The sequence below is a fragment of the Spirosoma aerophilum genome, assembly GCF_054782495.1.
Window position 1 is genome coordinate 408,952 of record NZ_BAAGSJ010000004.1, and the last position, 15,276, is coordinate 424,227.

Annotated in this window: 9 protein-coding genes; 6 read left to right on the forward strand and 3 right to left on the reverse strand. The window is 52.6% G+C overall.

The features are described 5' to 3' along the window. Window positions 1-77 precede the first annotated feature (77 nt). Complete coding sequence (locus ACYVK4_RS03455; RefSeq protein WP_461126089.1) at window positions 78-1,652, forward strand: flavin monoamine oxidase family protein; 1,575 nt, start codon at window positions 78-80, stop codon at window positions 1,650-1,652. Window positions 1,653-1,727: 75 nt separating this feature from the next. Continuing rightward, entirely contained in the window at window positions 1,728-2,735 is a 1,008-nt protein-coding gene (locus tag ACYVK4_RS03460) for a hypothetical protein (RefSeq protein ID WP_461126090.1), read from the forward strand. Window positions 2,736-2,839: 104 nt separating this feature from the next. On the opposite strand, the gene ACYVK4_RS03465 is transcribed toward ACYVK4_RS03460, so the two are convergent. Beyond that, on the reverse strand, window positions 2,840-4,168 hold the full coding sequence (locus tag ACYVK4_RS03465; RefSeq protein ID WP_461126091.1) for a rhamnogalacturonidase: 1,329 nt from the start codon (window positions 4,166-4,168) through the stop codon (window positions 2,840-2,842). Window positions 4,169-4,330: 162 nt separating this feature from the next. After that, a complete protein-coding gene (locus ACYVK4_RS03470; protein ID WP_461126092.1) occupies window positions 4,331-8,644 on the reverse strand; it encodes a response regulator in 4,314 nt (1,437 codons plus the stop codon). 591 nt (window positions 8,645-9,235) lie between these two features. Here ACYVK4_RS03470 and ACYVK4_RS03475 point away from each other — a divergent pair. From ACYVK4_RS03475 to ACYVK4_RS03490, 4 genes are all read left to right on the forward strand, one after another. After that, a complete protein-coding gene (locus ACYVK4_RS03475; protein WP_461126093.1) occupies window positions 9,236-9,571 on the forward strand; it encodes a LytTR family DNA-binding domain-containing protein in 336 nt (111 codons plus the stop codon). A 72-nt stretch (window positions 9,572-9,643) separates the two neighbouring features. Continuing rightward, window positions 9,644-10,207, forward strand: coding sequence for an RNA polymerase sigma factor (locus ACYVK4_RS03480; protein ID WP_461126094.1), 564 nt, complete (start codon window positions 9,644-9,646; stop codon window positions 10,205-10,207). Between the two features lie 357 nt (window positions 10,208-10,564). Next, window positions 10,565-11,773 (forward strand): acetyl-CoA C-acetyltransferase, encoded by a 1,209-nt coding sequence (locus ACYVK4_RS03485; protein ID WP_461126095.1) that lies wholly within the window; start codon window positions 10,565-10,567, stop codon window positions 11,771-11,773. A gap of 63 nt (window positions 11,774-11,836) precedes the next feature. Beyond that, window positions 11,837-14,005, forward strand: a complete 2,169-nt coding sequence (locus tag ACYVK4_RS03490) for a 3-hydroxyacyl-CoA dehydrogenase NAD-binding domain-containing protein (protein ID WP_461126096.1) — start codon at window positions 11,837-11,839, stop codon at window positions 14,003-14,005. Between the two features lie 91 nt (window positions 14,006-14,096). On the opposite strand, the gene ACYVK4_RS03495 is transcribed toward ACYVK4_RS03490, so the two are convergent. After that, the gene (locus ACYVK4_RS03495; protein WP_461126097.1) at window positions 14,097-15,245 is read right to left on the reverse strand and encodes a GAF domain-containing sensor histidine kinase; all 1,149 of its coding nucleotides are present in this window, start codon (window positions 15,243-15,245) and stop codon (window positions 14,097-14,099) included. Window positions 15,246-15,276: the final 31 nt, after the last annotated feature.

Consider the following 15,276-nt stretch of genomic DNA (forward strand, 5'->3'; position numbering starts at 1 on the left):
CAAGTGGCTGACGCATGTATGGCTCTCGCGCCAGCCACTTGCCGACTTACCAACTTACTGACTTACTAACTTAAGTTATGACAAGAAGAGACTTTATTAACTCAACTAGTGCCAGTTATGCCAGCTTGCTGGCGTGGGGCATGATACAGCCCGCACCCGTATCGGCATTCGACTTACCCGCCAATGGCAAAAAAAGTGACGGCAAAGGTCGGAAAGTTATTGTGTTAGGAGCCGGTCTGGCCGGACTGACAACAGCTTACGAACTTGGCAAATTAGGTTACGACTGTACGGTTCTGGAAGCCCGTGCCCGCTCGGGTGGGCGTGTCTGGACAGTGCGGGGCGGTACTAAAGAAACCGAATTGAGTGGAGGAACAGCCCAAACCTGCTCCTTCGAGAATGGTCTTTATTTCAATGGTGGAGCCGCCCGTATCCCGCACCATCATCAGATCACCCTGCATTACTGCCGCGAACTGGGCGTACCGCTTGAGATTTTTAACGGCTCCAACGAATCGGCATACCTCTATAACGACGGTGGAAAAGGGGAACTGGCCAACCGGCGCATGCGCATCAGCGATTACCACCACGACATGCGCGGCTACACGTCCGAATTACTCGCCAAAGCCCTCGACCAGTCGTCGCTCGACCAGCAGTTGACGAAAGAAGACGTCGAAAAGCTGATCGACTTTCTCAAGAATGAAGGCGACCTGAACACGGCCCATCTGTACAAAGGCACTAACCGCCGGGGCTATAAAGACAAAAGCCATCCCGGAGCCGGACATGCTCCCGGTACACAAACCGACCCCTACGGCCTTACCGAGCTCTTACGGTCGGGTTTCATGCAACCGGTTTTCTATAACGTGGGCGACTACGCCTACGAACAGCAGTCTACGCTGTTGCAGCCCGTGGGTGGCATGGATACGATCCCAAGAGCCTTTGAGAAAAAACTGGCGGGAAAAATTCTGTTCAACGCCCCCGTTAAAGAACTGCGAAAAACGGAGAACGGCGTTCGGGTCGTGTATGAAAAAGACGGTAAACCCGTTGAGCTAACGGGTGAGTTCTGCGTCTGTACGCTACCACTGCCCATGCTTAAAAACCTTGAATCCGACCTGTCCGGAACGGTAAAGCGGGCTGCCGATTTCATTCCCTACATGAAAACCGGCAAAATCGGGCTTCAATTTAAACGACGTTTCTGGGAAGAAGATGATGGTATTTACGGCGGCATCTCGCGTACCAACATGGACATCAACCAGATCTGGTACCCTTCGTTTGGTTTGCAGGGGAAGAAAGGTGTACTGATCGGCTATTACAATTTTTATAGCCGGGCCGAAGCCATTGGCGCGTTGCCCGTTGCCGAACGCGAAAAAATTGCGCTGGCGCAGGGTGGCAAAATTCACCCGCAGTACCATTCGGAGTTCGACAATTCGTTTTCTCTGGCCTGGCACCGAATACCCTACAGCGGGGGCGGCTGGGCGACGTACGACGAAGCAACCCGCAAAAAATATTACCACTCGCTGCTTGAACCGGATGGTAACATCTACCTGGCTGGTGAACACACAACTTACCTGACCGCCTGGATGGCCGGTGCCTTCACGTCGGCCCGCCGAACCGTCGAAACACTTCATGCCCGCGTGGGAGAGTACACAAAAAAATAATGGTCCGGGCCAAGCTCCAGCTTGGCCGTAAAAATTTGTGACGGGTCAAGCTGGAGCTTGGCCCAGACGACAATCATGAAAAACAACCTGCTCTCTATTATGATCTTCCTGTGTTGCGCGGTAGCAACACAGTTACTTAGCCAGCGCGTGTCGGCACAAACGGCTACAGCCAGCGCCAGCATGACCGTTGAGCAACTGAAGGCCATCAAGGCCATTAAAGTGGCTAACCTCGATAAGGACACCTATTTCAAATCGGGTGGTTTTATTCTGGATCGCTACGAAGAACGGCCGGCCTACGTGTTCACCTATAGCGATGGCATTACGCGCAAAATATACCTGTACAAGGTGTTTACAGTAGAAGAAACAAAAGAACTCGGTCTGCTGGCCATCTATCAGAATACCAAAACCAACGAACTAAAACCTTTCGTCATTCCCGGTGCTACGGGCGACCGTAAAGCGTGGGACGCCTACATCGACGATCTGAAATATGTTGGTGAAAAAGAACCCGGCCTGATGTCGACGCTGACGTTCGTGCTCTCCCGCGAGATGGCGAATCTGCTGTCGGGTGGCGCGGGCAAAACAGAAGAAGGTGGCAAGAAAAAAGAAGAGTATAACTTCTGCTTTGCTGCCGATGCGCCGGTTACACTGGCCGACGGCTCATCTAAAGCCATCAGCGCCGTACAAACGGGCGACGTTGTGCTGGGTTACGATGCCAAAACGAAAACCCTGGTGCCAACCCGCGTAACGAACATGACCGTTCACAAAAACGCCGATTTCAACCTGGCTGGCGTGTGGCTGGCTTCAGCAGACGAACTAACCGCCGGTACGCGTAGTACCCTTGTGGCCCCTACCTTATTGGAAGCAACGGCCAACCACCCCGTCCTGACCGCCAGCGGCCGCAAGGCATTGGGCGACGTAAAAGCAGGTGAGGTGCTGTACCGCTATGAAGCAACAACCAACAGCGTTGTTGGCTATAAAGTCATTCGGACAGAATCGGCCACCCGGTCGGTGAAGGCCGTCTACAATCTGGCGACCGAGTCGGGTGCTTACCTGATTGGTGAAACGGTAGTGCTGGATAAATAGGCCTTATAAAGCTAATCTCTCCCAACCAAAAGTGCCCTCTGAATGATTCAGAGGGCACTTTTGCTTAAGAAGCTATTTTACCAAATTGTTGTATCGACCGTCAGCTACTCCACGATGGTTTGATTGATCTTCACGTTTTTGAGCGTTATCCCGTTCACGACTTTTTTGTTAATAGCCGCGTTTTTACTGTCGACGATAATATTTTCGAACTTAAAATTAGATAGCCGGTCATGTTCGGATATAGCAACGTCGAAGAACGTATCGCAGCTCAGCTCGATATTTTTCAGGTGTATATGATCGGAGTAGGAGATCGGTACGTCTGGACGCCCCTGAAGATCGAAAAACTGCGTCCAGGGCTTTACGTATAACAGACTATGCGCCTGACCCTTTATGTTTTCAAGAGCGATGTACTCGTAAAGCTGTGGCGTATCAGGTCGCATCTTAAGCCATAACACCCGATCGGCCTCGCTGACATGGCAGTTGCGCATGATAATATTCCGGTTGTGAATCGCTTCGCTGCCGCAGGTAAGCGCCGAATGACAAAAACCGAATTCGCAGTCTTCAATAAGGATATTGGTATTGGCTCCGTTGCTCGGCACCCGGTCGGCCCAGGGGCCTTTGCCGCCTTTGAGGGCAATGGCGTCATCATTGACCGACATATAACATCCTTTGATCAGCACGTTGACGCAGGCATCCAGGTCAATGGCATCCGTACTGGGGGCTTTTATGGGTTTATACGGAGAATAGATGTGTGCATCCAGCACTTTCACGTTCCGGCACTGATAATAGTGACTTGTCCAGAAACCCGCATTATGCAGCCTTACATCCTGCACCTGTACGTTATTGGATTTCCAGATAAATACCAGCCGGGGACGGGAAACCTCCAGATTGGTACAGTTAGGATTTTCCTTCCGTCGTGCCCAGAAAGCTTCCCAAAAACGCAGGCCATTGCCATCGATGGTCCCTTTTCCCGAAATCGTGAAGCCGTCTACCTGATAGGCATTAACCAGAGCCGCAAAGTAATCCAGACTCTGGCCTTCCATCCGCGACGGTAGTTTTGGGTAGTCAGCAATATTGTTGGAGCCTTTCAATACGGCCCCCGGCGCTACATACAGATGGGTTTTGGGCTTAAAAAATAAAGCCCCGCTCATGAATGTACCTTTCGGAATCACCACAACGCCCCCACCCTGCTGAGCGGCCGCATCAATAGCTTTCTGAATCGCACCGGTCTGCACCAGGGTGCTGTCTGCCAGTGCACCGAAGTCCGTAATCACGTAGGGTTTCCCAAGTTCGGCAAGACTCACTTTACGAATCGTCGTAAACCAGTTACCAATCGGACTACCATCCGGAAACGCCCCTTTACCCCCATTTTGGGCGAAAAGTTGGGTACAGACCATCCCAATACACATCAGGGCAACCACTAGTTTTCTCATATTATTTTAGAAACAACGAGACCAAAAAGCGGTTTAGAGCAGCGATTTTACCCGCAGACGGTGAACTTTGGCGACTCGCATTTAATTGCCACCGCGCCAGGCCCCGTTCTGTAAGCTCTGGCTGTCGTTAGGTCAACGAGTTGACTCCACCAGGATAGCCGCCTACAGGGCAGCTTCCCGTTCATATCGCTTGCCGGGTTCATGGCCAAACCGGTCGCGGTAGAGCCGGGAGAAATACGAAGCTTTTTGATAACCTACCTGTAGAGCAATCGTTTTAATCATAGCGTCGGGATGAAGCTCGAACAGTTCATGCGCGACCTGTAGCCTGATTTCCTGAATAAGCTGATTGGGCGACAAACCCGTCAGGGTTTTAGTGCGCCGGTACAATTGGCGTTCACTCACGTTGGCAATTTCGGACAACGATTTAATACTTAACTGACTATTGATTAAATTCTTACGAATAATAAACTGAACAAACTGAAGCCAGTCAGCATCATTCATCGTTGCCAGCGCGATCACTTCTCCGGCCCCCTCGGCCTGCTGCCAGACGCGTTGTTCGTCGAAACGATCCAAAAGATTTTGCACACGGGTCAGCAGTTCTGATTCACTGAAGGGCTTAGTCAGGTAGTCGGCTACGCCCAGCTGAAGAGCCTGTAATCGAACCTCCAGATCGGCCCGCGCCGTAAGCAGAATGACCGGAATTGAGCGGAGCAGCATACTCGACCGGAGTTCACTGACGAGGGCCAACCCATCCACTTCGGGCATCATAATGTCGGATATGATCAACTGGGGTAGCTGATGCTGAGGACACAAGGTTAACAAATTAAGGGCCTCCCGACCGTTTTGTGCCGTGCTGACCCGGTAATACGGTCGCAACAGCGTTTGTATGTAGAGAATAATATCGGGATTGTCGTCGATCAGCAAAATCGCGGGCTGACTGACGCCCGGAATTTCGTCAGCGATAACGGGCGGGCTGATAAACAACAGGTTATCACAACCAAAATTAGGGCCGAGCGTGGGGGAGCCCCCCGGCAGCAGGACGGTCGCTGTGGTGGGCAAGGGCTGAGCAGGGATCTGTTCGAATGGCCGAATCGGATAGGCGATCCTGAAGGTACAGCCGTTGCCAATCTCACTGCTAACTGTGATGGTGCCGCCCCAGAGCGCACAATATTCCTGACAAAGGGCCAGCCCGATTCCCGTTCCTCCACGCAGAGGTTTATCGGGTTGGTTGGATTGAAAGTACCGCTCAAAAATATGAGGCAGGTCGTCGGCATGAATACCCATGCCCGTATCGATAACGTCGATCAGGGCGTGCTCATTCGTGCTGGTTAAACGAACCATAATGCTGTCGCCGGACGACGTATAGTGTATCGCATTAGCGATGATATTGCGTAAAACAGTCTCGAATTTATCCGTATCGAGCGGGAGCGTCAGAGGAGTATCGAGACCCGACACCCGAAGGTAAACCCCGTTAAACTGGGCTTGTGGTCTGAACGTATCCACCAGTTGCCGGATCGTTTGGGTCAGTTCGGTGGGTTGCTCGTTGAGGCCAAACTGCCCACTGTCTAACCGGGTCAGGTTAAGCAGATCCGTTACCAGTCCCAGCATCTGCTGGGTATTGCGCTCCATAGCCTGTAGCAGTTGAAGAGTGCTGACATCAGTAATCCGTTTGGCCAAATACTGAATGGGCCCCAGAATCAGGGTCAGCGGAGTACGGAACTCGTGCGATACGTTGGCAAAAAACCGGGTTTTGAGGGTGGCATTGGCCCTCAAATCGGCGGCCTGCTGTTCGATGATAGACTTATCGCGCTCAATTTGGGCCGTTCGTCGGGCCACTTCTTCCTCAAGGTTGGCCCGTTCAAACACAAATCGCTGGCTTCGGCGGTTAATTTCGACCAGAAAGAGACTCAACACCAGCAACAGCAGCAGCAAGACGAACCAGGTTTGCAGGTAAAACGGTTTCGCAATGTGGATGGGAATACTGAGTACCGGCGATGCCCAATCGCCATTTATGGTCTGAGCCCTTACCTCCAGCGTATAACTCCCAGCCGACAAGCCGTTCATGCGTAGTTCCATCTGGGGTTGTATATCCCATTTGTCCTGCCAGCCAACAATGCGATACCACAGCCGGGTTTTGCTCAGAAATCGGTAATCGAGCACAGAAAACGACAGCGAAATTAGTCGGTCGTTGGCGGTAAGCTCAATCTCGCCCTGTCTTTGATAGTCCGCCAGGTGGTCAACCGTTTGACCGGTATTGACGTTTAACTTGTGGTACCCTGTAACCAGCATGGGCGCCTGAGCGGGTTTCTCGAACTGAATCAGATCGGGATAGAAGGCCGTGATGCCATTCAGACCACCAAAAAACAGTCGCCCATCGGCGGTGCGGCAAAAGCTGGTTCGGTTAAACTCCTCGTCGGCAATCCCATTTCGAACATGAAAAATCCGTACCTGATGCGTTTGGCGGTGAAAGGCCATGAGGCCATAGTTGCTGGGTATCCAGAGCCGCTGCGCGCGGTCTTCATAAATGGCATACAGTGTATTGTCCGACAGGCCGTCCTTCTGGTTGAATTGCTGGTACTGAGCCGTACGGTGCGCTCGGTATGCCGCATCACCCGCACCGGCGGACCGCTCGCCACGGTTCCAGCGAACCAGCCCCCCCCCCCGCGTAGCCAGCCAGTACACCCCGTTCTCGTTAGGATCGGGATGCACAAACATGATATGGTCGAAGGGTAGCGTGTTGTTGTGAGTGCTGTAGCGGGCCGTAATGCCCCGCAGGGTGTCGAGCAGGTACAGTCCCGATGAAGCCGCCACCCAAATTCCTGCTGCCTGGGTATCGGGGAAAAAGCCATTAATACGATTTTGGGCCAGTTCGCCAAACTCATTGTACCCATCAAAGGCCCGAACCTGTTTCTGGCGCTCATCGAATACGGAAAGGCCATGCTCGTGCCCGATCCAGACCCGATGCCCTCCATCGTGCCAGAGAGCGCTGCCAAAGTTGTCGGTCCAGTTACGGGCGAAGGGGTAAATACGAAACCGGCTGGTGGCTCCGTCGCGGTGAATCAATTGGGTTTCGGCCGCCCAGATGTCGCCCCGGCTCGTGCCTATGGCCGGGTAAAGGCCCTTCAGATACTGTTGGATTGAGTCGGTGGTAGGTACTAACGGCTCGCTCCGTCCCGTTTCTAACTGAAGCCATTGGCTGGTGGTGGTGTTGACCCACATCCGATTGCCCTGCGGCACCATGCCCCGAATCGAAAAACGGGCCGCATCCGATTTTGGGTCAGCCTGGTATAGATACCGCTTAAACCGGTCGGTTTCTACTGTGAGCAGTACGACACCATCCTCGGTACCAAACCAGACCGCCCCTGTCCGGTCGATAAAGGCAGGCCGGAAGAGCTGCATACTGTTGGTGAACAGGTCGGTTTTGCGCAGATCGAAGACGACACCGTGGGTGGGGTGCCAGGCAAAACAGGTTCGTTTGCCGCTGATCCAGAATAGCTTTCGGATTGGGTCGTACCGCACCTGGGCTTCAGTCAACAAGGCCGGGTCATTGTCGGCAAAGGGGCTTGCTGCAAACGAAATCGGGAATGGACTGAGGGTGCCATCGGGAGCCAGCCGAAACAGAAACTGATCGAGTAGATGGGCCGACAGGCGGGGCAGAGCGGGGGCACCTGCGGGCACCGGGCTGGCCTGCAAGTAGACAGTCCCGTCAGGTTCGCACCAGATGGGACTGAGCCGATGGGGCAGCACCCGCCGACGGATGGTTTGCCCCCCCGCATTGACTTCGAGCAACAGGCTGCGTTGCGGAGTTTGCGGTGTCTCCATCGACAGCAGCAGGTTGCCTTGCGGGGTTTCGAGCTGCCCCAGCAACTTGACGGGTTTGCCCGATTCAGCATACCGCCCAATCGATACAAAACGGCCTTCTTTCGTACAATGAATGAGTTGACCACCCAGGGTGAGCAGGTATTGAAACGACTGCCCGTTTTTTTCGACGAATGCCGTAATGGGATCGGTACGGAATAGCGAGGCTGATTTAAAGGCAACCTCCACCGGCAGCGGATTGGTTTTGCCAGGCGGTAAAATCAGTAGTTTGTCATATTCCGTATTCAGGTAGCCCGTTAGCCACAAATTACCGACCGGATCGGTCAGGATGTGGTTTACCATCGGCACATACCGCTTGTTTTGAGGGGTGTTGGCCTTGGTGGGGAGGGCATGAAACTGTTGCCCATCGAAGCGATACGCATTGTCGAGCGTACCAATCCAGACAAAGCCCTTTTTGTCCTGTCCAACGGTAAACACGTACCGGTTGGGTAATCCCTGTTCAACGGTGAGGTGGCGTGAGCTGAACAGGAACGGCGATCTGGGGAAGGGAGCCTGACCGTAAACGGCAACACCAGAGCCAGCAACTACCAGCCAGCTAAGTAGCAGACTGGCTTGCAGACAACGGCGGAGAGCGTTGCAAAAGCACTGATAACGCATATCAAGTTACGATAAAGGTAGTAAAGCGCTCTGGTGGCTCCTATCCACCCAGCAGAAAGCAACTGAAATAGAGCGAATGGACACTAACATGTAGCTAAAATAACAGTCAAAACCCACAAAAAATCGGTTTGGCAGGATTGGGGATACGATTGGCAGGATTGGGGATATGGTTTGCCGATCAGGGGACACGATTGGCAGGATTGGGACAGGAGAATTTGATTGATTTGTGACTGGAAATTCATCAACTAAACTAAACAGCTACACAATGCATCCCCATCTATATCCGGGCCAGTTGAAACCCGCTGTCCATCGTTGCTTATCTGGCCTGCTGCTATGGGTCTTACCGCTGGCCAATACTCTAGGCATGCTTTTTTTAGACGTTATAAACGCCGGAAAACAACTATCGCTCATGACTCCCCAACCCAAGTGGGCCTATTGATCGCCCAAACTCAACGTGCCGGGTAACATCAAAACGCTCACCCTCAAAACCAGTTCATCCGTTGATGGCTTTGGCACATTCAGCTAACTCATTCGCCTACCCGTATACTTCTAAACTATCCATCCACATCAAAAAATTTACCGCACTTGTTTATGAAACGACTTACCGTCAAACACGCTCATTATCAATACGACCCTTGCCAAATCCTTTACCTGACAGGAAATACCAATTACTGTTATGTCTTCATGGCCAACAATGAAGTCATTCTGGCTTGCCGAACCTTAAAATGGTTCGCTACCAAATGGCCGCATTTCCTCAGAGTTCATAAAACAACGCTGATTAATCCGGCGTACATGGCGGCTTTCCAGCCTGCCCCCAAAGCCAACCTGACCAGCTTCATTACCATGACCGATAAGGCCCAGCTTAAAATTGCCCGACGGCGGTTGGCTACGGTCCAGCAGGCACTAGCCCATTTGGAGGTCAGTTAACCGACCAGCGGCTGTCTCACCGTTACCGCTCACCATGGAAGTATTCTCTGCTTATTTATTACCACCGTCTCTATGGCTCAATTGTCCGACCAGAACTTAATTTCTTTATACCTTACCCATAACGATACGCATGCCTTCGCCCAACTCTACACACGCTATCGCTATCGGGTTTATCAACATTGCCTGTACTTTTGCCGGGATCATCACGAAGCCGACGACTTCACCCAGGAGATTTTTATCCGACTCACTCATAAAATTAACACCTATAGCGGAACAGCCCAGTTTGGCACCTGGCTCAATCGGGTAACGGCCAACTACTGCATCGATCAGGTTCGGGAACACCAGCAACGACAGACACTCTATCAGCGATACGCAGACGAGATGTATAGACAGGGAAACAGACCTTATGATAACGAAGAAACATCTTTCCTGCTGATGCAACAGGTAATGCAGCAATTATCGGTTCCCGAGCGGGAGTTGTTGAAGATCAAATATGCCGATAGTACTACACTTGAGGGTATTGCCCGAAAACAAAATTTAACCCTCAGTGCCGTTAAAATGCGCGTTAAACGTGCCCGAGAGCGAGCCCGCCTGCTTTACAATCAGTTGCATGCGATGAGTGAACATGACTTTTAATCAGTTAAGGTATAGTATGTATCTAAGTCCCACTCAGTACTCGTATGTGTACCTGATACTGCTGGTTTTGCTGGTGGTAGTTGGAGGCCTGATGGTCTATTTCCTACGGGATCGGTCCTAGAAGTAAGCATTCCACCGACGGAATTCAGGAATTTCTACTTTTTAACGTGAATAACGGCTGTACTCATGGCTACCTATTTGAATAGTAGTGGCTCGTCTTTGACCTGTCCGTTATTCACGTCCTTTTTACCAATCAAATTATCAATTTAACCCTATTTTCCTTGTGTCATTCAGCTTTTACCGTACTTTTGTTTGACTGAAAACCGTATGCACGCATACTAATTTTTCGACAGTAGTATGGCTGAAGCCTTCATTTATGATGCCGTTCGCACCCCCCGGGGCCGGGGTAAAAGCGACGGCTCGCTGCATGATGTGCAGCCTGTTCAACTCCTCACCAGCGTCCTGCGTGAACTCCGCGACCGTAACCAGCTCGACACCTCCCTTGTCGACGATGTGATTATGGGCTGTGTAACACCCATTGGCGAACAGGGGGCCGATATTGCCCGAACGGCCGCCCTGGAAGCGGGCTATGATGAATCGGTAGCCGGGGTGCAACTCAACCGGTTTTGCTCATCAGGCCTGGAGGCTATCAACATGGCGGCTGCCTATGTCATGTCGGGGCAGGTCGATGCCATTGTAGCCGGTGGGGTCGAATCCATGTCGCGGGTGCCGATGGGCTCCGACGGGGGTGCCATCTTTATGAACCCGCAAATTGTAGCCCGTCATAACATCGTTCCCCAGGGCATTTCAGCCGATCTGATCGCAACCAAATACGGCTACTCCCGGTTGGATGTGGATACGTTTGCGGCTGAATCGTACCGCCGGGCGGTGGACGCGCAGGCCAGCAACCGGTTCCACAAAACACTCGTTCCCCTCAAAGACGAGATCGGTATGACGCTGCTCGACCGCGACGAGGGTGTCCGCCCCGGCACGACGGTTGAGAGCCTTGGTAAACTCAAGCCCGCTTTTGAGGCTATGGGCCAGATGGGGCTGGATGCCCTCGCCCTGCTCAAATACGCACAATACGACAAAATCAACCACGTTCACCACGCGGGCAACTCCTCACAGATTGTCGACGGTGCCGCCGGGGTGCTGGTTGGTAGCCGGGCATTTGGTGAGCAGTCGGGGCTCAAACCCCGTGCCCGCATCAAAGCATTTGCCATTGTAGGTTCTGAACCCACCATCATGCTCACGGGGCCGGTTCCCGCTACGCACAAAGTTCTCAAACGGGCGGGCATGGCCATCAGCGACATTGATCTCTTCGAGGTTAACGAAGCCTTTGCCGCCGTGCCGCTGCTTTTCATGGAGGAATTTGGCGTGGACCATAGCCGACTGAACGTAAATGGAGGAGCCATTGCGCTGGGCCATCCGCTGGGCGCTACAGGCGCTATTATCTCGGCAACATTGATCGATGAACTGGAACGTTCGGGCAAGCAATTTGGCCTATCGACCCTCTGCATCGGGGGCGGCATGGGGATTGCCACCATTTTTGAGCGGGTTAATTGAGTGAAGTAAGTTAAGAAAACCTCTACACGTACTACACTTAATACACCTATAATTCTAACAAGCATGATCACCTACACCGTTGACCAGGATATAGCCATTATTTCGTGGGCAATGACCTCTTCGCCCATGAACGTTCTCAACGACGAGTCGATTCCGGCGTTTGAAGCGGCTTTACAGCGTGCCTTTGCCGATGAGTCGGTTAAGGGCCTGATTATTACCTCTGCCAGGCCTGAGTTTGTAGCCGGTGCCGACCTGAAAATGATCCTTCGCGCGAACGACAAGCCCCCCGCCGAGATGCTGAAAGTATCATCGGAGTTGAACCGGGTATTTCGCCGTATCGAAACGTCGGGGAAGCCAACCGTTGCCGCCATTAACGGCACGGCGCTGGGGGGTGGCTACGAAATCTGCCTGGCCTGTCATCACCGTATCGCCCTCAATAATCCAAAGACTCAGATTGGTCTGGTTGAAGTAACGATTGGTTTATTGCCGGGGGCCGGTGGTACCCAGCGCCTACCCCGCATGATTGGCATTCAGGCCGCGTTGTCCCTCATTCTAGAGGGTAAAAAAGTGGGTGTTCAGGAAGCAAAGAATCTGGGTATGATCGACGATATAGCCGAGAGCCCCGACGAGATGATGGCCAAAGCCCGCGCCTGGATTGAAGCTAACGGAACGTCTACCGGGCGCCCTCTCCTGAAGCCCTGGGACGAAATCGACCGAAAAACGGGGAAGATTGTTGGCAAAGACAATTTCAAGGTACCGGGTGGCAACGTGCAGAGTCCGGTGGGTGCGCAAACGTTTGCTGCTGGAACGGCCATGCTCATGGATAAAACCAAAGGCAACTACCCCGCCCCGCTCGAAATTATGGCGTGCGTATACGAAGGTTTACAAGTGAACATCGACCGGGCACTGATGATCGAGGCACGACACTTCGTGAAAGTAGCCACCTCGAAAGTAGCGAAGAACCTTATCCAGACCATGTTTCTGGGCATGAACGAAGCCAACAAAGGCGCCAGCCGCCCGAAAGATTACCCAAAAACTGATGTCAAAAAGCTCGGCATTCTGGGGGCGGGCCTGATGGGGGCGGGTATTGCGTATGTATCAGCGCAGGCCGGTATCGAGGTTGTATTGAAAGACGTTTCTATCGAAGCCGCTGAAAAAGGGAAGGACTACTCCCGAAATCTGCTCCAGAAGGGGGTCGAGCGCGGTAAAGTCGATCCGGCCAAAGTCGACGGCATCCTGAACCTGATCAACCCAACAGCCGATGTGCACGACTTGCAGGGCTGCGACCTGATCATTGAAGCCGTTTTTGAAAACCGGGCGTTAAAAGCCCAGGTCACGAAAGAAGCCGAACCCATGCTGGCGGAGAACGGGCTGAGTGTATTTGGTTCCAATACCTCCACCCTGCCCATCAGCGGTTTGGCACAAGCTTCAGCTAAACCGGAAAACTACATTGGCATTCACTTCTTCTCGCCCGTCGACAAGATGATGCTCGTGGAGATTATCATGGGCAAACAAACGTCGGATTATGCACTGGCTGTTGCCATCGACTTCACCCGAAAGATTCGCAAAACACCTATTGTGGTCAACGACGCCCGTGGTTTTTACACCTCGCGCTGTTTCGGCACCTATTCTTCGGAGGGGATGGAGTTGCTGAAAGAGGGCGTCAACCCGATTCTGATCGAAAACGCCGGGAAAGACGCCGGGATGCCCGTTGGCCCGCTCGCCGTAACGGACGAAGTAGCCCTCGACCTGGTTTATAAGATTGCGGGGCAGGGCATCAACGATGGCGCCATCCAGGAAGACGATACCAGTTACGCAGTGGCTAAGCAGTTCGTTGAACTGGGTCGATTTGGGAAGAAAACCAAAGCCGGGTTTTATGAGTATGCCGATGACCGCACCAAAAAACTCTGGCCGGGTTTGCAGGACCTGTTCCCACAAGCAGATCAGCAACCCACGCTCGATGAAGTAAAAACGCGTTTGCTTTACCGGCAGGCCATTGAAGCCGTACGCTGCTTTGAGGAAAACGTGGTACGGACCAAACTGGACGCTGATCTGGGCTCCATACTGGGCTGGGGCTTCCCGGCGTATACGGGTGGAGTGATCTCGTTCGTGGATTTCGTTGGCATTGACACCTTCGTCAACACATTGGATCGGCTGACCGACCAGTACGGCGAGCGATTCCGGCCGACGGATGCTTTACGTGAACGCAGCACGGTAAAAGCACGGGTATAAACAAAAATGAGAAAGTGCTGACGGGTCGACAGTCGTTTTTCGGGAGCGGTCCACCCTACTGAAAAACGACTGTCGAACTAAACACAGCTCGCTAGCCAACAGGAATACGAATCGTACAGGTAGTGCCCAGGTTCGGCTGACTGTCGATCTGCAGCGTACCCCCATGCAACTCTACCAGCTGACGGGCTATGGCCAACCCCAGTCCGGTACCTTCAACAGCAGTGGCATTGCCTGCGCGGTAAAAGGGCGTGAATAAAAAGGGCATATCTCTGGCGGGAATACCGATACCTTCATCAACGATTTGAATGATCAGGTGAGTCGGTGTAAAGCGAAGAATCAGGTGCGGATCTATTTCCGAGAATTTAAACGCATTGGATAGCAGGTTAATTACCACATTACCCATCAAGTCGGGGTCTATACTGACCCTATCCGGCCTACCTTCAACAGCAAAACACACCTTTCGCTGGTCGGGCCGCTGCCCGAAATGATCGGCCAGTAAACCCTGACACCAACACACGGCATCAACCGACCGGGGCGAAACGGTTATTTTCCCCGCATCGCCCTTACCCAGCGACAACACCCCATTCATAAGTTTGGTGAGTTGTGTGACCTGATTAATGATCACGTCCGTATGTCGCTCAATAGACTTCCGGCTTTCCTTAGCCGCCAACGTTGCATAGTAGGCAATGGTGTCGGCACTAAGCCCAATGGTTGTTAAAGGTGTTCGAAATTCATGCGATACCATATTCACAAACTGAGACCGCAACTCGTGCAACTCCCGTTCTTTTGCCTGCGCCTGCTCCAGTTCCCGGGTCTTTTTTCGAAGGACAAGCAAGGCCATAACCTGCCGGGCCAGGGCGCTCAGGGCTTTTGCCTGAGAATCAGACAGATTGCCTGGTTTGTTGTCAACTACGCACAGTGTGCCCAGCGCGTAGCCTTCCTCCGTCACCAGAGGAACCCCGGCATAAAAGATAACTTTGGGATCTTGCCAGGTTAGTGGGTTTTGAGAAAAACGATCGTCCTGTGTGGCGTCCTTGATGACCATCATTTCCTGCGGCTGGAGAATGGCGTGGGCGCAGAAAGAGAGATGGCGGGGGGTTTCTTTAAATGAAAAGCCAAAGCAGGACTTAAACCACTGCCGATCCTGATCGATAAACGAAATAAGGGAAATTGGCGTCTCGCAAATTTGTGCGGCCAGGTACGTGACATCATCGTACGCTTGTTCTGGCAGAGAGTCCAAAATGTCGTAATAGGCGAGATTGCCCAATCTC

What these genes read in the sequence shown, in the direction of transcription:
- ACYVK4_RS03475 (WP_461126093.1), top strand. Translation starts at nt 9,236, where the DNA reads ATGAAACGACTTACCGTCAAACACGCTCATTATCAATACGACCCTTGC.
- ACYVK4_RS03460 (WP_461126090.1), top strand. Translation starts at nt 1,728, where the DNA reads ATGAAAAACAACCTGCTCTCTATTATGATCTTCCTGTGTTGCGCGGTA.
- ACYVK4_RS03455 (WP_461126089.1), top strand. Translation starts at nt 78, where the DNA reads ATGACAAGAAGAGACTTTATTAACTCAACTAGTGCCAGTTATGCCAGC.
- ACYVK4_RS03465 (WP_461126091.1), bottom strand. Translation starts at nt 4,168, where the DNA reads ATGAGAAAACTAGTGGTTGCCCTGATGTGTATTGGGATGGTCTGTACC.
- ACYVK4_RS03470 (WP_461126092.1), bottom strand. Translation starts at nt 8,644, where the DNA reads ATGCGTTATCAGTGCTTTTGCAACGCTCTCCGCCGTTGTCTGCAAGCC.
- ACYVK4_RS03485 (WP_461126095.1), top strand. Translation starts at nt 10,565, where the DNA reads ATGGCTGAAGCCTTCATTTATGATGCCGTTCGCACCCCCCGGGGCCGG.
- ACYVK4_RS03490 (WP_461126096.1), top strand. Translation starts at nt 11,837, where the DNA reads ATGATCACCTACACCGTTGACCAGGATATAGCCATTATTTCGTGGGCA.
- ACYVK4_RS03480 (WP_461126094.1), top strand. Translation starts at nt 9,644, where the DNA reads ATGGCTCAATTGTCCGACCAGAACTTAATTTCTTTATACCTTACCCAT.